The organism is Desulforapulum autotrophicum HRM2 (assembly GCF_000020365.1).
GTDB lineage: Bacteria > Desulfobacterota > Desulfobacteria > Desulfobacterales > Desulfobacteraceae > Desulforapulum > Desulforapulum autotrophicum.
The window spans coordinates 3,149,509-3,166,821 of the sequence record NC_012108.1 but is presented as its reverse complement, the minus strand read 5'-3'; the positions used below and the strand labels follow the sequence as shown (position 1 = coordinate 3,166,821).

15 protein-coding genes and 1 pseudogene are annotated in these 17,313 nt (G+C 46.1%); 11 read left to right on the top strand and 5 right to left on the bottom strand.

Annotation, left to right across the window (positions count from 1 at the left end; genetic code table 11):
• Window positions 1–127 precede the first annotated feature (127 nt).
• The 6 genes and pseudogenes from lepB to HRM2_RS27705 all read left to right on the top strand — a co-directional run bounded on the left by lepB (window position 128) and on the right by HRM2_RS27705 (window position 6,167).
• Entirely contained in the window at window positions 128–748 is a 621-nt protein-coding gene (lepB, locus tag HRM2_RS13755) for a signal peptidase I (protein WP_015904632.1), read from the top strand.
• A gap of 44 nt (window positions 749–792) precedes the next feature.
• Window positions 793–1,731 carry an aspartate carbamoyltransferase catalytic subunit gene (locus HRM2_RS13750; RefSeq protein ID WP_015904631.1) on the top strand — a complete coding sequence of 313 codons (939 nt, stop codon included), beginning with the start codon at window positions 793–795 and terminating at the stop codon, window positions 1,729–1,731.
• Complete coding sequence (locus HRM2_RS13745; protein ID WP_015904630.1) at window positions 1,715–2,995, top strand: dihydroorotase; 1,281 nt, start codon at window positions 1,715–1,717, stop codon at window positions 2,993–2,995. The genes HRM2_RS13750 and HRM2_RS13745 overlap by 17 nt, the downstream gene beginning before the upstream one ends.
• Window positions 2,996–4,399, top strand: coding sequence for a sigma-54-dependent transcriptional regulator (locus HRM2_RS13740; RefSeq protein WP_015904629.1), 1,404 nt, complete (start codon window positions 2,996–2,998; stop codon window positions 4,397–4,399).
• Between the two features lie 97 nt (window positions 4,400–4,496).
• Window positions 4,497–5,495, top strand: a pseudogene (locus HRM2_RS28360) (O-antigen ligase family protein); the annotation flags it as partial.
• Window positions 5,496–5,510: 15 nt separating this feature from the next.
• Entirely contained in the window at window positions 5,511–6,167 is a 657-nt protein-coding gene (locus HRM2_RS27705) for a hypothetical protein (RefSeq protein WP_232364030.1), read from the top strand.
• Here the strand turns inward: HRM2_RS27705 and HRM2_RS13730 are convergent.
• The 5 genes from HRM2_RS13730 to HRM2_RS28075 all read right to left on the bottom strand — a co-directional run bounded on the left by HRM2_RS13730 (window position 6,164) and on the right by HRM2_RS28075 (window position 9,389).
• On the bottom strand, window positions 6,164–7,030 hold the full coding sequence (locus HRM2_RS13730) for a hypothetical protein (protein ID WP_015904627.1): 867 nt from the start codon (window positions 7,028–7,030) through the stop codon (window positions 6,164–6,166). The two genes, HRM2_RS27705 and HRM2_RS13730, sit on opposite strands and share 4 nt — an antisense overlap.
• 11 nt (window positions 7,031–7,041) lie before the next feature.
• On the bottom strand, window positions 7,042–7,872 hold the full coding sequence (locus HRM2_RS13725) for an ABC transporter permease (RefSeq protein WP_015904626.1): 831 nt from the start codon (window positions 7,870–7,872) through the stop codon (window positions 7,042–7,044).
• Window positions 7,869–8,627 (bottom strand): ABC transporter ATP-binding protein, encoded by a 759-nt coding sequence (locus HRM2_RS13720; RefSeq protein WP_148214628.1) that lies wholly within the window; start codon window positions 8,625–8,627, stop codon window positions 7,869–7,871. Before HRM2_RS13720 ends, HRM2_RS13725 begins: the two co-directional genes overlap by 4 nt.
• Before the next feature lie 129 nt (window positions 8,628–8,756).
• The gene (locus HRM2_RS13715; protein WP_015904624.1) at window positions 8,757–9,119 is read right to left on the bottom strand and encodes a hypothetical protein; all 363 of its coding nucleotides are present in this window, start codon (window positions 9,117–9,119) and stop codon (window positions 8,757–8,759) included.
• A 48-nt stretch (window positions 9,120–9,167) separates the two neighbouring features.
• A complete protein-coding gene (locus HRM2_RS28075; protein WP_015904623.1) occupies window positions 9,168–9,389 on the bottom strand; it encodes a prepilin-type N-terminal cleavage/methylation domain-containing protein in 222 nt (73 codons plus the stop codon).
• A 413-nt stretch (window positions 9,390–9,802) separates the two neighbouring features.
• On the opposite strand from HRM2_RS28075, the gene HRM2_RS27695 reads away from it, so the two are divergent.
• The 5 genes from HRM2_RS27695 to HRM2_RS25315 all read left to right on the top strand — a co-directional run bounded on the left by HRM2_RS27695 (window position 9,803) and on the right by HRM2_RS25315 (window position 17,283).
• Window positions 9,803–10,399: a GspH/FimT family pseudopilin gene (locus tag HRM2_RS27695; RefSeq protein ID WP_232364029.1), complete on the top strand. Its 597-nt coding sequence runs from the start codon at window positions 9,803–9,805 to the stop codon at window positions 10,397–10,399.
• A gap of 24 nt (window positions 10,400–10,423) precedes the next feature.
• Entirely contained in the window at window positions 10,424–11,083 is a 660-nt protein-coding gene (locus tag HRM2_RS13700; RefSeq protein WP_015904621.1) for a PilW family protein, read from the top strand.
• The gene (locus HRM2_RS13695; RefSeq protein ID WP_015904620.1) at window positions 11,080–11,478 is read left to right on the top strand and encodes a type IV pilus modification PilV family protein; all 399 of its coding nucleotides are present in this window, start codon (window positions 11,080–11,082) and stop codon (window positions 11,476–11,478) included. Before HRM2_RS13700 ends, HRM2_RS13695 begins: the two co-directional genes overlap by 4 nt.
• A gap of 23 nt (window positions 11,479–11,501) precedes the next feature.
• On the top strand, window positions 11,502–12,077 hold the full coding sequence (locus HRM2_RS25320) for a pilus assembly PilX N-terminal domain-containing protein (RefSeq protein ID WP_015904619.1): 576 nt from the start codon (window positions 11,502–11,504) through the stop codon (window positions 12,075–12,077).
• 106 nt (window positions 12,078–12,183) lie between these two features.
• Entirely contained in the window at window positions 12,184–17,283 is a 5,100-nt protein-coding gene (locus HRM2_RS25315; protein WP_049770451.1) for a pilus assembly protein, read from the top strand.
• Window positions 17,284–17,313: the final 30 nt, after the last annotated feature.

The following is a 17,313-nucleotide window of genomic DNA, read 5'->3' as shown; positions in this document are numbered from 1 at the left end:
CATGGTATTGGAGCAGGGTACCGGATCATGTTATTAGATCATGGTATTTGATCTGGCCACAGCGAAATTTGAAACGCCGCCAATGGTGATATTCCAGCGACTGTTTCCCCAAAGAGAAGACAATTAAATGAGTATTGAGAAAAAAAAGAGCAGTCTGCGTGAAAATCTGGAAGCCATCATTATCGCCGTGATCCTGGCCCTGTTCATCAGAACCTTTATTGTCCAGGCGTTCAAGATTCCTTCTGGATCCATGAAAAATACCCTCCTCATTGGAGACCATATCCTTGTCAACAAGTTTATTTATGGGATAAAGATTCCCTTTACCGACAAGACCCTTGTTCACATCACAGATCCTGAGAGAAAAGATATTGTTGTCTTCAAGTATCCGGAAGACCCGAAAAAGGATTTTATCAAACGGGTCATCGGCGTTGCCGGAGACACGGTTGAGATAAAAAACAAGCAGCTCTATGTGAATGATGTACTCCAGGAAAACGAAACCTACGCCATCCACAAGGATCCCCGGATCATTCCGGTTCAATTTACAGTACGGGACAACTTTGGGCCGGTCACCGTTCCTGCCCATTCGCTTTTCGTCATGGGCGATAACCGTGATAACAGCCATGATTCAAGGTTCTGGGGTTTTGTGGATCTAAAGGCCGTTCGGGGAAAGGCGTTTGTCATTTACTGGTCGTGGAACAAGGAAGCCTTCGGGGTCCGCTGGAACCGACTTGGAGATATTTTAAGATAGCAGGTAAAAACTTCAGTTTAAAATCAGGGGACAGGAAAGAGCAAATGCGTTTTGAACATAAAGACATCCTTGATATGGAATCCCTGTCGGTCCAGGATATAACCATGATTCTGGACACGGCCGAAGGAATGAAGGAAATTTCAAAAAGACCGGTTAAAAAGGTGCCGACCCTCAGGGGCAAGACCATTGTTCTCCTGTTCCAGGAACCCAGTACCCGGACAAAAAGCTCGTTTGACATTGCGGCCAAAAGGCTCAGTGCCGACTCAATCTCCCTGTCCAAAAGTACCAGCAGTATTGTCAAGGGTGAAACCCTGATCGATACGGCCAGGAACCTGGAGGCCATGAATCCGGATATCATTGTTCTTCGCCATCCGTCATCCGGAGCTCCCCATCTGATTGCAAAGCATGTAAATGCATCGGTCATCAACGCCGGAGACGGCATCCATGCCCATCCCTCCCAGACGCTTCTTGACCTCATGAGCGTGAGGGAGAAAAAGGGGGAGTTACAAGGCCTTAACATTTCCATTGTGGGGGATATCAGTCATTCCAGGGTGGCCCGGTCCAACATCACAGGTTTTACCAAGATGGGGGCCAACGTCACGATTTCGGCACCGGCAACCATGATTCCAAGGGGGATTGAGGCCCTTGGCTGCAAGGTTGCCCCGGACATGGACTCCTGCATTGAAAATGCCGATGTCATTATTATGCTGCGCATTCAGAAGGAGCGACAGGAGAACATTCTCTTTCCAACGGAACGCGAATATGCGGCCCTGTTCGGGCTCAATGCCCAACGGCTCAAGCTGGCAAAACCGGATGTGATTGTCATGCATCCCGGCCCTTTGAACCGGGGCGTTGAGATTTCAAACCAGGTGGCCGACGGCAGGAACTCTGTTATTTTAGACCAGGTGACAAACGGTGTGGCCGTAAGAATGGCCCTGTTTTACCTGGTTGCAGGAGGTAGTCGAAATGCTGATACGATTTAAGGGTGCACACATTGTTGATCCTGGTAATATAAATGAGCAAAAGGATCTCCTGGTAAAGGATGGGCTCGTCCATGCCCTTCTGGACCCCGGGGCCGCGGATCCAGAACCCGGGATTGACACCGTGGATGTCACAGGGATGTTACTTGTTCCCGGTCTGATTGATCTTCATGTTCACCTGAGAGAACCCGGCCACGAGTACAAGGAGACCATTCAAACGGGTCTCATGGCTGCCGCAAAGGGCGGGTTTACGGCAGTATGTCCCATGCCCAACACATCCCCTGTGAACGACAATGCCCAGGTGACACGGTTTATCCTGGACCGGGCAAAGGCGGCTGGTCTCAGCCGGGTCTATCCAGTGGGAGCCATCACCCTTGGACTTAAGGGCGAAACCCTTGCCGAGTATGGGGAGATGAAACAGGCGGGCATGGTCGCCATCACCGACGATGGACGACCCGTTGAAAATGCAAGGGTGATGCGCCGGGCCATGGAGTATGCCACAGGCCTTGGCCTTCCCGTGATGTCCCATTCAGAGGATCTTTCCCTTGCACGGGACGGGGCCATGAACGAGGGAAGCTTTGCCACAAGGATCGGCATCAAGGGCATCCCCAATGCTGCCGAAAGTATCATGGTCATGCGGGAGATTGCCATTGCAGAACTCACCCATGCCCGGGTACACATCGCCCATGTGAGCTGTGAAGAGTCGGTGGATGCCATCCGCCACGGCAAACAACGGGGGGTCCAGGTGACCTGCGAGACAGCTCCCCACTATTTCACCCTTACGGACAAGGCTGTGGGTGATTACGACACCCATGCCAAGATGAATCCGCCCTTGAGAAGTGAGGCGGACAGGCTTGCCGTCATCAAAGGCTTGCAGGACGGCACCATTGACTGCATCGCAACGGACCACGCCCCCCACTCTCCCCTTGAAAAAGCGGTTGAGTTTGACCAGGCAGCCTTTGGCATCATTGGTCTTGAGACGTCCCTTGTGCTCTCGTTAAAGCTTGTGCAGGATGAACTCCTCTCCATGGAAACCCTGGTGGAAAAGATGTCCAGAAATCCGGCCCGTTTTCTTGGCCTCGACAACCGGTTGATCCCTGGTAACCCTGCCGACATCACAGTTATTGACCCTGACAGGGTACACGTTATTGATCCTGAAACCTTTGTCTCAAAGAGTCGAAACACGCCGTTTGCCGGTATTGAGGTCAAGGGAGAGGTCTTGCTCACCATGGTTGAAGGGAGAATCATTTACCAGAGGGAGATTTAGGTGGCTTCTGCAGTTCCAAAAATTTTGGTGGTTGACGATGAGTTGAGCATGCGCGAGTTTCTGGAGGTGCTCCTGGTCCAGGAGGGGTATGATGTCAGCTTAGCAAACAACGGCAAGCAAGCCGTCGCCTTGATTGAAAAACACAGTTTTGACCTTGTTCTGTCCGACATCCGACTGGGGGATCTCACCGGGCTGGATGTGTTACGGGCCGCCAAAAAAAAAGATTCTGAAACTGTTGTGGTTCTTATCTCCGCCTATTCCACCACGGAGATAGCAGTCGAAGCCATGAACGAAGGCGCCTTTGATTTTGTTCCCAAGCCCTTTGACAACTCAGAGCTTAAAGCCACCCTTGGAAAGGCCCTGGAGTTAAAACTGTCGGGGGACAAAAAAACATCCCCTTCCACCCAACCTGAAATACACCTTCACTTTGGCAAGATCATCGGAAACAGCCCCGGCATGATGCGCATTTACGACATGATCAACCAGGTGGCAAAAACCAAAACCAACGTTCTGATTTCAGGGGAGAGTGGAACAGGTAAGGAGCTCATTGCAAGGGCCATCCACGACATGAGCGACCGTTGTGACCATCCCTTTGTGGTGGTCAACTGCGGTGGTATTCCAGAGACCCTGATTGAAAGCGAATTCTTCGGCCATGTCAAGGGCGCGTTCACAGGGGCTGTGGCGGAAAAAAAAGGCCTGTTTGAGGCGGCCCATACGGGAACTATTTTCCTTGATGAAATTGGGGAATTACCCCCCATGCTCCAGGTAAAGCTGCTCAGGGCGGTTCAGGAGACGGTTGTGAAACCCGTTGGGGGCACCCGGGAGATCACCGTTGACGTCAGGATCATTTCAGCCACCAACAAACGGCTGGAAGAGGAGGTGATTGACGGCAATTTCAGGGAGGATCTGTTTTTTCGCCTCAACGTGATTCCCCTCAAGGTACCGCCCCTGCGGGACAGAAAGGGTGATGTTCAACTCCTGGCCAATTTCTTCACGGAAAAGTACGCCAGAACAATGGGCAAGGATATCTCAAAGCTTTCGTCCTATGCCATTGATTTTTTGAACAAGTACAGCTTTCCCGGCAATGTCAGGGAACTTGAAAATTTGATCGAACGAAGTGTGGCCCTTTCTTCCACCAACATCATCCTGCCAGAGAGTCTTTCCATTTCCATGCACAAAAAACGACGATGGATCGAAGGCATCAAAGGGTGCCGGTACGACCTTGATGATGTGGCCCAGGGGGTTGATCTTGACAAGATTCTCCTGACCATTGAGGATGCCTATCTTAAAAAAGCCATGGAACTTGCCGGTGGATACAAGAACAAGGCGGCAGAGCTTTTGGGGCTGAGCCTCAGATCCATCCGGTATCGGTTGAGCAAGCAGGAGGAGGGGGAAGAAAAATAAAAAAACGATCAATCAGCATTGAGGTGTTTAAAGAAATCAGAATGGACAAGTTTGGTTGTGTTGATAACTCAAATTTAGCTTTTAATCCCATAGAGCAATGAAGGCATTGTTAAAGGTGAGTTTACAATCCTTTAAATCTAAATTGTTGATGGCGTTTCTTGTTTTACCCCTTGGTATCCCACCATTTTTTTATCAAGGCTCAACCTTTGATTTCAGGATTGTCCAGAGTTCTTTTGAATTGATCTTTATCCTTTTGTTTTCATTCGTTTATATTCAAAGAAAAACCTTTTATATTCTGCCAAAAACTGAATTTTATATGTTTATCCTATGGGTTGCATGGGCAATCCTTGCTGTGGCCCTTTCACAAAGAGTTGCACCCTCAATTGTCCGCCAGTGGGAATGGTTTTGCAAAATTTTATTTTCTTTTTGCCTCTGGGGATACCTTAGAGAAAGCCCAAACAGGGTTGTTTTTGTGCATGGAATAATTGTTGCGGGATTCTTGCTGATCTGTGCTGCTTTTTTTTGTTTTTGGTATTATCTGCCAAATCCTGTCACCTATAACTGGTTTAATTACCCTCCCCACTTCAATCACATACGACATTTTGGTCATTATTGCACGGCATCCCTATGTTTGAGTTTATCTCTGGTCTTTGTTGTGGATAAAAAATTTGGATATTCAGCATTGTTGTATCTTTTGCAGTCCATTTGCTGGGGATTCCTTCTCTGGAGCGGTTCCAGAGGTGGGATTGGATCGGCAGTCATTGGGGTTTGCATTGTGTTGCTGTTTAACACAAAAAACAGAAAAAAATTTTTGATGATTCTTTTCTTCGCCATCCTGACCGGCTTGATCTGTTCTAATCTTTTTGCCGTGGATCATCCTGGTATGGGGGGGATAAAATCCATTGAGAGAAGTTCAAATAGTATGATGACGGGAAGACCTCTTTTGTGGACGACTTCTTTTGCCAAATGCAAGGATTCATTGATACTGGGGTTGGGGCCAGATTCGTTTCGGTTTTTTCCTGAATTTAGATTTAGCATTTACCATCCCCACAACGCTTTGATTCAATTTATTCTTGATTGGGGACTGGTGGGTGCCTTTTTTTTCATCCTGATGTATTTTAAATTAATGCGCAGGGGAGTGACAGGCATCCTAGGTGAAAGGGATCAATTGTTGAAGGGGGTAAAGGTTTCTGCCTTTGCTCTTCTTTTAGCCTTTGTTTTTTATGCAACAGTGAGTGGTGTGTTTTATTTTGCCATCCCCTTGACGCTCATGGCCTATGCCTTTGCCGTTATTTTATTGCCGGCTTCCGCCAACCACAAAGAAAAAGTGAATCAATCCTATTTCAGGATCAATGGGATTGCAGTGCGATCCGTTGCCCTGATTTTAACCTTTGTGCTTGTCCTGCACCTGGGGGTGATTCAGAGTGTTAAAAGTACGAATGTTCCTTCTCCATTTAGTTTTAAGGGAAGATTGGTAAGATTGTTTCCATCTGAAACAAATGGTTTGGAGCGATGGGTTGAGGTCTGGAAAGAGACCAATCCCGACGTTGCTCTTTCTGCTTCAATAAAATTTGCCAATTCAAGCATGGAAAGTTTAAAATTCTGGAAAATTGCAGTTTCCTTATGTCTTGATAAAAAAGATTTCAACAATGCCAACCGCATGGCTGAAAAGGCACTCGATGACAGCAAAAAAAAGAAACGCCCAAAACTACTCAAGGAATTCCAGGCCCAGGGCTTACTTGTTGATTATACCATTGAACAAGATTAGTGCTGCTCGATCATTCGACTGGTGGTGTAGACCCGGTTGTTTTCCATGATAATGTATTTTCCGCCATGGGGATCCTTGGGAATGGCTGTTATAAATCCTGCTTTCACGAGATCCTCCAAATGTTTTGGAAAAAGGCCAAATCTGCCTTTATAATCCATCATGGCTTTTTCAAGAACAATCAAGTGGTTGATGGTCTCAAGTCTCATTTTGAGCTGTTTGACTAGGGCTTCGTTCCGGGTGGTCCTGATCATCTGTTCAAGAAATGCAGCGGCAGTCTTGTGGTTGGCAGAATAGACCGAGAGCCGGGTGGCAAGATAGGGCAGGTAGCTCGGGCTTCCAGGAAGCTTTGACGCCTTGATCATGTATTCAGCGGCTTTTTCGTTGTCCTTTAAAAAATAGTAATAGTTGAAGCCTTTAAAATATGAGGGTCTGTAGTCGTTGGGAAGATTGGTTTCCGCCTTGGTCAGGATGGTGTTGGCCTTTTCAGGCTCTCCAAAGTTCCAGGCAAGCATCAGGCTCGCAAACAGATAGGGGTCCCAGAATTTCGGGTCAAGATCTGTGATGGTGTCCACCGAAGCCACAATGTAGTTGATCATCTCCCTGTCTATCTTTTTTCCCCGGCCCAGTTCATCTCCTGCATCGGTGATGGCCTTTAAAAAAAGATAGTTTGCAACCACCCCCTTGAATTCAAGGGCGGCTGGTGCTGTAAAGCTTGATGGAATGGCATAGTGGATGGGTGTCTGATCCAGGAAGGCCAGGCGCTGGGTGGATACAAAGGTGTAGACCCCCCAGTAGGCGACCAGGGCAAGAGCTGTCAGCAAGATCTGTTTTCTGGCAGGCGGTTTTACAATGGGTTTTGTCATAAACAGCCCTTTTAAGAAAAATTGCGTTTGCCAAAGATAAAAGTGGATGCCCCGGCAAGAAGGCCTGAATAGACAAGGGCGTAAAGGGTGATTGCCAGCAGATAGGTGCCTGAAACGGGAAGACTGTGGGCGGCCATGGCTTTAAGATCAAACACTGACAGGTTAGGCGCTGCATAGTGGAGAAAATCAATGGTGGTTTTCACAAAACCCGACAGCGGAACGGTCTCGGACTGGTGCTGCAGAAAAAGATAGACCTCTTCAATGGTCTGGCCTGCAATATAGGTGGATACGCTGAATAGGAGTGTCAAGAAAGAACTTGATGTCAGGGTGCTGAAGAAAACCACAATGGCGTTTAAAACGGTCAGCATCAGGATGTGGCCATACACGGCAATGAAAAATCCCGGCCAGGTAAAATGACCAAAATGCTGGGGGTAGATACTCTTTGTGATGAGCACGCTGGCAAAGGCTGCAACGGACAGCACTCCAACGGCCGTAGTGCTCAGTATAATCAATCCGCCAAGCTTTCCAAGGATGTACTCCCCCCTTGAAAAGGGCTTTGACAGCACAAAAAAGATGGTTTTTCGTTCCATATCCTTTGCCATGAGGTTGACAGAAACAAAGAACAGCAGCAGCAAGGATGAAAACGAGACAGCTGCAAGGTTAAAATCCACGGAAATCTTGTCAAGGTCCCGCATGAAAAAACCGGTGATGGGAATGGAAACAGATGAAAAGACCAGGGCGGCAAGACCGATGCCGTAGATGGCCCGCTCCCGGATGCCTTCTTTAAAGGTGAGGACGGCAAGGGCCTGTATGCGCAGGATTCGTTTGTTCAAGGGGCTCATAGAAAGGCTCCTGACAGGGCAGTATCGGGCAGGGTTTGGGAAACGGCCTCAAGGAAGATGGTTTCAAGATCCCTGGTGTCCTCGCTAATTTCTGCTTTGGTGAGTTGTTTTTTAACCTTTCCCTTGGCCATGATCGTGATGGCATCGCATAGCTTTTCAACATCGGTCAGGATGTGGGAGCAGAAGAGAACGGTTTTTCCCTTTTCTTTTAGATCGATTATCAGGTCAAATACCATTTTTCTGCCAATGGGGTCAAGGCCAGACATGGGTTCATCCAGGATGACGATGTCCGGATCATGGATCAGGGCAAAGCAGAGGCCGGCCCGCTGGGTCATGCCCTTGGAGTAGGTCGAAAGTTTTGATCGCCTTGCTTCGGTCAGACCGGTGATCTCAAGAAGTTGGTTTGCACGGGTTGCAAAGTTTTCTTTGTCCATGCTTGCGGTTCTGGCGCAAAATAAGAGCAGCTCGTCGGTTGTGAGATGATCATAATAATAGGGATTCTCAGGAAGATATCCCATGGTATCTCTGGATTCAGGATCCAAAGGGGAAAGACCGTTGATCTTGATGCTCCCTGAGTTCGGGGCGGCAAATCCGAGGATCATCTTTAAAAGGGTGCTTTTCCCGGCACCGTTTGGGCCGATGATTCCGAAGATTTGTCCCTTGTCCACCTGGAGGGAGATTCCTTGAACCGCCTTGATCTCAGGTCTTCCGATGTCTGATTTAAAGGTTTTTTTAACAGATTTTATTTTTATCATGGAATCAGCGTCGTTCCCCATCGGTGAAACAGCCCACCAGAAGCTGTATTATAATTTCTGGTGAGCTGTTTAAATCAGTTTTGGCTTTGGTCGAAAGTTGATTAGATACTTTCTGATTGTTTATATGTTTTAGCTGCTGCTGCCCATGAGTGTCCAATTAGCTGGGGTGATCGTAGCCGGAGGAGCAGCATCGGCTGCTCCCTGTGTTTTTTGATAATATCCTGTAATGTCCTGCGACATCCCATATTCCATGCCGTTTGACATGTCTGTTTTTGAGCATCCTGAAGTTATGTCATAAGTCAACGCAGTGCTTGTTCCGTTTATTATTGTATTTCCAGAAGGTGTGAAGCTTAATGTGGCAAGGCCCTTTGTTCCTGCAAAAGTAACCGTATCGCCAGCACCACCCGTTTGTACAGCCGTACCGGCGTAAGCAAAGCCCGAAAGGCCAGTAATGATAACAGAAATAACTGCTATTTTAATTAAAGAATTCATAATTTGCTCCTAATTTAAGGTTTAAAATTTTAAAATGAAAAGATCTTATCAATTTGGATATGCATCCCAGGTTGCATTGTATCCTTCAAACTCGAGTCTCAAGTTGTGAAGGTCGGACAGGGAGCCTGCATTGTACGCCTTTGCCTTGTAGGTCATGAACTGGGGGATGGCAATGGCTGCCAGAATACCGATGATGGCGATGACGATCATCAGCTCGATCAGGGTAAAACCTTTGCTGTTTTTTGCCTTTTCTCTTAGTCTTTTAAACATGTGGTGCCTCCTCTTTGTTGTGGTTAATTTGGGTCTATTCTTGTTTCGTTGGTTTCTTACATTACAACAATGATGCCAACTTGAAAAAAATGTATTTATTTTCTTTCAACAGTCTGTTTTCTTAAGCTTTTTTATTAAAATGTTGTTTTTAATCGTGAAAAAACCGGCATTCTTTTACGGCCAACCGAACAAAAAATTGTAATGGAGGGTGCAAAAATTGTCAGCTGTCATTGTTCACTGTTTTTCGCTTTATGTCGTTAAAGTGGTTAAATATAGATGTGTTGATTTTTTTTGACTGGATGAAAAAAAGGAAATGCAAGCTAAAAGTAGTTGTGTTAACTGTTATTATCTGTAAAAATCAAAACTTGATAGTTCGTTTGCACTATTCTTGCAACTTTGATTTAACAACTTATATGGGGATATGCTTTAGAATGGTTTTGAATCATACATTAAAGGAACGTCAATGGGGGTTCACCCTGTTGGAACTGCTGATTGTTATTGCCATTCTTTCCATTTTAACGGCAATAGCAGTTCCGTCGATTATAAAAAGGATTCCTGATTATCGGCTCAAGAGTGCTGCAAGGGATGTGGTCTCCTGTCTCCAGCAGGCGAAAATGAGGGCTGTAAAAGACAATAGTGATGTTGTCATTGCCCTGGACCCGGCAAACAATCATTATATTGCCTATGTTGATATGGTAAAGGCAGCCTCCGGTAATCCGCCTGTGTTTGATTTTGATGGTACAGATCCGGATGATTTTAAAATTATGGAAAAGATTATGCCGGCCGGGGTGGATTTTTATAACTCCAGCTTTCAAACCCATGGGGCATCGGCCCTGACCTATGTCTCGTTTGACAGCAGGGGCATGCCCAGTCAGATTGATGGCGGAACTGGTTTTGGCAATGGGTCTATTTTTATGAAAAATAATAATTCCCTTTATCTTCGGGTCATCGTTAACTTATCAGGCAATATCAGGATTCAAAAGAGTATGGATGGTACCAACTGGCATTAACCTTGTTGCTTTAGGGAAAAGATAATGGATTTCGGGAAAAACAACCAGGGGTTTACATTGATTGAGCTAATCATTGCCATGTCCATTTGCGTAATGGTAATAGCCGGTATTGTTTCAGCTTTTCGAAGTCAGGAAACCACCCAGCTCACCCAGGAACAGGTTGTTGAAATGCAGCAGAACCTCAGGGGGGCCCTTGAAATAATGTCAAAGGAGATCCGGATGGCAGGGTATGATCCAGATGTCAAGTATGGCGCAGGCATCAACAGGGCAGGAGATGGAACTGCGGCAGATCCTCTGATTTTTTCCATGGTTGCCGATGATGATGGTAATGATAATTATACCATGAATGCGGCCAATGACGATAATCAAATAAGCGTTAACGGTGCGGATGAAAAGGGGGAGCTTAAATACATCATCTATTCCCTTTATGATGCATACGGGGATGGTGACCTTGACCTTGGCAGAAAAATAGATGGTCAAAAAGAGGCCATTGCCGAAAATGTTTCAGGATTGATCCTTGCCTATTATGATGAAGACGGAAACGTCACAGCAGATACCACTGCCATTCGGTCGATAAAAATCACCCTTGAAACCCAGCCGGACGTGAATGCAACCAATTTTGTGGGTGGAGGCACCCGTACACTCACGGAAACCATTAAATGCCGTAATTTGGGATTAAAATGATTTTTAATAAAAAAAACAGAACCTGCCTGGTTAAAACTGACGCCTGTGGTTTTACCCTTTTGGAGGTAATCATTGCCATGGCAATTCTTGCCATTGGCATTCTGGGCCTGACTAAAATGCAGATGTCTTCCATCAAAGGAAATGACACTGCAATGGAATTTACCAGGGGCGCGACCTGGGCTGCTGACAATATAGAGACCTTGATGGGGGTTGACTATGCTGACCCCGGATTTGTGGATGGAACGGACAATGAGGGAAAATTCACCATAAATTGGACAATCACCCCTTCAGACCCTGTGCCCAATGTTAAAAAGATAACCATGGTTGTCACCTGGAACGACAAGGGACAGGCTAAAACCTTTACTGCAGATTATTATAAGGCCATTACTTTTTGACGATGACAAGGAATAGAACAGGTATGGATTTTGTAAACAACGACAGCGGTTCTGCGCTGATTATGGCCCTTTTAATTCTCACTGTCTTGACCATCATCGGCATCTCTGCCGTGACCACTTCAACCATTGAAACCAAGATCGCCTCCAACGACATGCTCCACAAGAAAGCATTTTATTCAGCAGACGGTGGAACCGAAGTGGGAAGGGAAGTCCTTGAACAGAACGTTGCCTGTCCTGCAGGGTTTAAGACAGAGCCCCTGACAATCGGAACTGCTGTGATTGAAAATAAAAGTTTTGCTTTAGAAGAAAATGAACCGGGAAGTGAATACCCCACTGACACTGTTCGGGATGTTCATTTTCCTGCCGATGATACCCAGCCCCATACCAACATCATTGCCTTTGGAAATACACAGCTGTCCAAGGGAAGCGCCCTTCAGATGGCAGCAGGGTATGAGGGAAAAGGCAAGGGGGCTGCAGGCGGCGGCGGAGAGATTATTTATAGTCTTTATGCCAAGTTTCAGGGCAAACGTAACAGTCGGTCATGCATTATGATTCATTATCGCCATTTGATAGGCCATGAGGGGGAATGCAACTATTGACCCTGTTTAAAACGTTTAAAATGTTATTCAGATTATTATTCTTTCGAAGGAGGAGAAGGTGCCAAAGAGATTAATTAGATTACTGTGTATTGGATATTATACGTTAATGGCAATTGTCTTTTCCGCTGTCTGCTTGCCCTTATCTTCTTTTGCAGCCAAATCATCAGATTATAAGTCGGTTCCTCCCTTTGTTACCGCAGGCGTTCCCCCCCTTGTCATGCTTGTTATGGGCAGAGATCATAAACTTTATTATGAAGCATATAATGATGCGTCGGACTTGAATGACGATGGTACGCTTGATGTGGGTTACAATCCCTCCATCGAATATTATGGATATTTTGATTCCTATAAAGAGTATGAGTATGATTCGGGAAACAAACGATTTGAACCAGTTGATTATACCACAGATAAGAAAGTAACTGCCGCTGGACGATGGAGTGGTGATTTCTTAAACTATTTGACCATGTCACGGATCGACTGCATCAGGAAGGTTCTTTATGGAGGAAAAAGATCTGTTGATACTGCAACTGAAACAGTTCTTGAAAGAGCTTATATCCCCAACGACGCCCATTGCTGGGGAAAAGAGTATGTTGATGGGTCTGGTTATTTAATCTCTGATTATACTCCATACACCCAGCCGACAGCAGGAACCCGTCATCTGTTTGCAAGCGGTTCGCTTGCAACCAATGGTCCACCGTTGTTGAGGGTGAAACTAAATAGTAATTATCGCATATGGAAATGGGTTTCGGCTGAAAGTGGTGACGGCATCCTGGGCGATGGACTTGTGGGTAAACCTGTATCTCAATATGAGGTTCGGGTCAAAGTTGGCGTTTCCTCTTTGCCTGATTTGGAAAGTGAAAGATTATACACCGATCACAACACTTCGGCAACTGTATATAAGCCCACCGGTTTTCTACAAAACAAAGGTGAGTCCAATCAGATTTATTTTGGTTTAATTACCGGCTCTTATGAAAATCATCTCTCCGGTGGTGTTCTGCGTAAAAATATCAAATCCATAAATGATGAAATCAATCCTGATACCGGAGAGTTCAACTATAAAGATACCAATGGTATTGGCGGTATAATTAAGACAATCGATAATTTTCGAGTCATCGGCTTTAACCATAGTACTCATAAATGGGACCATACAACCTATGCGGGTCCGATTGCAGAGGGTCAAAATTATATGTGGGGCAATCCCACGGGTGAAATGATGTATGAAGCGTTGCGTTATTTTGCCGGGACTAAATCGGCAACCACGAATTTTGTTTCTGGAGTTGGTGACGGTAATGATCGGGGTATTGATCTGCCTTTGGAAAGTGCATGGGATGATCCCTATGAAACAAACTATTCCTACTGCGCTAAGCCTTTCATGATGGTAATCAGTGATATTAACCCCTCCTATGACACCGATCAACTGCCCGGCGTCGACACCAATTTCAGCACAAGTTTTACCGGCACATTGGGAACGATGAATGTCAGCAACCTGGCAGATACCATCTCCATTGGTGAGGGAATAAATGGAAGCTATTATATAGGCCAAAGCGAAGCAGATTTTGATACTGCCTGTTCACCCAAAACTGTTACAGGTTTAGGCAACATTCGTGGATTATGTCCGGAAGAGCCGACCAAACTTGGCGGTTACTATTCTGCTTCTGTTGCCTATTATGGAAATACAACCGATATTAATACCAATGCCTCGCAGAACCAGAAGGTCTCAACCTATGCGGTAGGTCTTGCCTCAACCCTGCCAGAAATTGAGATCTCAATGGATGGCAACAATCTTATTACATTGGTTCCCTTTGCAAAAACAGTTTATTCAACGGCAGGGGGAGGGGTTACTGCAGCCCGTGGGGATTTTCAACCCACCTGTGCCATTACCGATTTTTATGTCGATAATATTGGACCGGCTTCTGGAAAATTTAGAGTGACATACGAACACGCTGAACAGGGGTCTGACTATGATATGGACTGCATGGTTACGTATGAATATACAAAAACTTCTGCCACCACCGTGCAAATTAAAATATCCAGTTTGGATGCCGTATACGGTGGTGGTTCGAAACAGCATTTTGGATATATTATATCTGGTACCACCGCAGACGGCGTTTATCTCGAGATAAAAAACAATACCCAACCGGACCATGAGGATAAAGATTACTATTTGGATACTCCGGGTACATTCGGACCGAATCAAGGTGTGGCTGATACCAACTGGGATGACAACACTAATTTGCCCAATGAAAAAACCCGTGTGTTTACCGCAAGTTCTTCTGGTTCAACGGCAACTCTTCTAAAAAATCCTTTATGGTATGCTGCCAAATGGGGGGGGTTTGAGGATTCTAACGAGAATAACCTTCTTGATCTTAATGAGGAGTGGGATAAGGATAATGATGGAGTCCCGGATACCTACTTTTACATACAGAATCCTTTGATGCTTGTGGAGAAGTTCGACAAGTCATTTGAAGATATCTTGAAAAGAACCGCTTCAGGAACGGCAGCTTCGGTTATCTCCCAGACCCGGTCGGGCGAGGGGGCCGTTTACCAGGCCGTATTTTATCCTGAATTTAAAGGTCCCCTTGGTAATACCGTAACTTGGGTCGGGGAGCTTCATTCTCTTTTTGTCGATTCCTATGGAAACATGAGGGAGGATACCAACGGGAATGCCAAACTTGATATAGACAGCGACAGGGTTATTGTCTTTGACGGTACAACGATTTTTAAGTACGACGACCATGACGGAAATGAAATCATAGATGAAGACCAAACACCTGTCTTTACAGGTACCATAAATGACGTTAAATATCTGTGGTCCTCTTCAAACTGGCTCAATGAGATGCTTGATAACGAGGCCGTATCCCAGAGGATTTACAAGACTGCCACAAGAAACAGATACATTTTCACCTTTGTTGATGTGAACAATAATATGGTTGTGGATTCAGGTGAGCAGATTCCTTTTATATCCGAAAACCCTCCTTCAGTGGCAAATCTCACCGACACCTCAACCATTTACCCCTATCTCACCCTTTTCCCCACCTTTGGCGATGAACCTTCGATCGTTTCTGATGGCAACGATGTTTCCATAGACAATCTCAGAGCCAATTCAGGTTTGTTTAATGAGTTTCTCATAAAGCAGAGCAGCAGGGTTGCCAACTACATCCGGGGTATTGACCAGCCTTCTTTTACCTCAGCTACCACCCCATCTTATACCCTGCCCGAATTCAGGTCTCGCCAGGTTGATTATGACGATGATGGAACCCTTGAGACCTGGCGCATGGGAGACATTGTTTACTCAACCCCCACAATTGTGAGCAGACCCGCAGAAAACTATCATCTTCTGTACCGGGACGCTTCCTACGCAACCTTTGCCGACCGTTTTAAAAACCGGCGTCACGTGGTTTATGCAGGTGCAAATGACGGTATGTTCCATGCCTTTAATGGAGGCTTTTACGACGCTTCCAACAAAGAATTTAAAAAAAGTTTTAAAACCGGGGGGGACAAAGAGGTTGAATACGATTTTGGTGCAGAACTTTGGGCCTATGTGCCCTATAATCTGCTCCCACATCTATACTGGCTGACCGAATCAGATTATCCCCATGTCTACTATTGTGATCTTAAACCAAAGGTTTTTGATGCAAAGGTTCTGCCGGATGGCTCGTTTGACTGGAACAATGATGGGTTTATCGATGCGGGTGATGAGGATGGAGAACCCGATTGGGGAACATTTCTGGTTGCGGGCATGCGTTTTGGCGGCGGTGAAATTGTGGCTGATATGGATAAAAGCGATGGCGATAGTGCCAATGTGGACAAGGATAGAACCATGTCTTCCGCCTATTTTATTTTTGATATAACCGATCCTGAATCGGAACCAACGGTCGTTGCTGAGATCAAGATGGAGGATCTCGGGTATACCACATGCTATCCGGTTGTCGTTCCCATGAAGGATAAAAGGGATGTGTCTGACCCCCTGGATGGCAAAGAAACTATTAATGAGAACGAGTGGTATCTGGTCTTTGGCTCAGGCCCGGCCTCGGCCGATGGAAAGGCTGATGGGAACAATCTTTCTGGAGCCTTAGAACAGGCAATAAGCAAGCAGAAAGGCAAGTTGTATGTTGTGGATTTTAAAAAGCTTGTTCTTGAGGATGAGCTTAAAACCCTTGAGGCCGCCAATGGGGTTTTCACAACCGCACCTGCTGCAACAGGTCACGATTACTATCAGGAGCTTGATGATAATTCCTTTATCTCCGATCCGGTTGCAGTTGATTTTGACCTTGATTTCAATGCCGATGCCGTCTATTTCGGAACTGTCAGTGGTGACGGCACAGGTGCAAACCCGTGGGGGGGAAAACTGAGGCGTATTGTAATTGACAATCAAACAGATCTATCCCAATGGGATGGGGACAGCATTTTTATGAACCTTGATTCGGAGTCTGTCCCGGCTCTTACTCCGGGCCAGCCCATCGTTGCTGCTTCGTCCGTGGGATTGGACAATCAGGGGAATAGATGGGTGTTCGTTGGCACCGGGCGTTTTTTTTCCAGAAACGATTCCGCCAATACCGATCAGCAGTCTTATTACGGGCTTAAAGAACCATTCACAGATGCTAATAATAATAAACTCTGGGACTCGGGTGAACTCATGACCTGGGGCACGGTACCCAGATCATCCCTTTTGAACGTGACAAATGGCCTTGTTTCTGATGACAGGACGGTTGAGGGTGTTGTGTCGCCAACTGCCGTTGCCATCACAGATTGGGACACCCTTGTAAAGGAGGCGGAAGAAACCACGTCCAATGGCTGGCATATGAATTTTCTTCCTTCGGCAAACAAGGAGAGAAACCTTGGCCAAGCAACCCTTCTGGGAGATCTTCTCACCTTTACCACCTATATCCCCTCGGCTGACATCTGTTCTTTTGAGGGGAAAAGTAACCTGTACGCAGTTTATTATAAAACCGGAACATCCTATTTTGAGTCTGTCATAGGGTATCTCGATTCAAATGGCAACGGCGACATCGATGCCGGTGAAAACAAACTTCAAAAGAAGATTTCCCTTGGCAAGGGACTATCCGTGACTCCCAATGTTCATGTGGGTAAACAAGAGGGTTCCAAAGCCTTTGTTCAAACCAGCACCGGCGCCATCAAAACCATTGAACAGAAAAACCCCGGGACAACCAAGTCTGGTGTTACCTCATGGGAGGACGTGGAATAATCCATAGGGGCGATTTTAAATCCGTGCCCA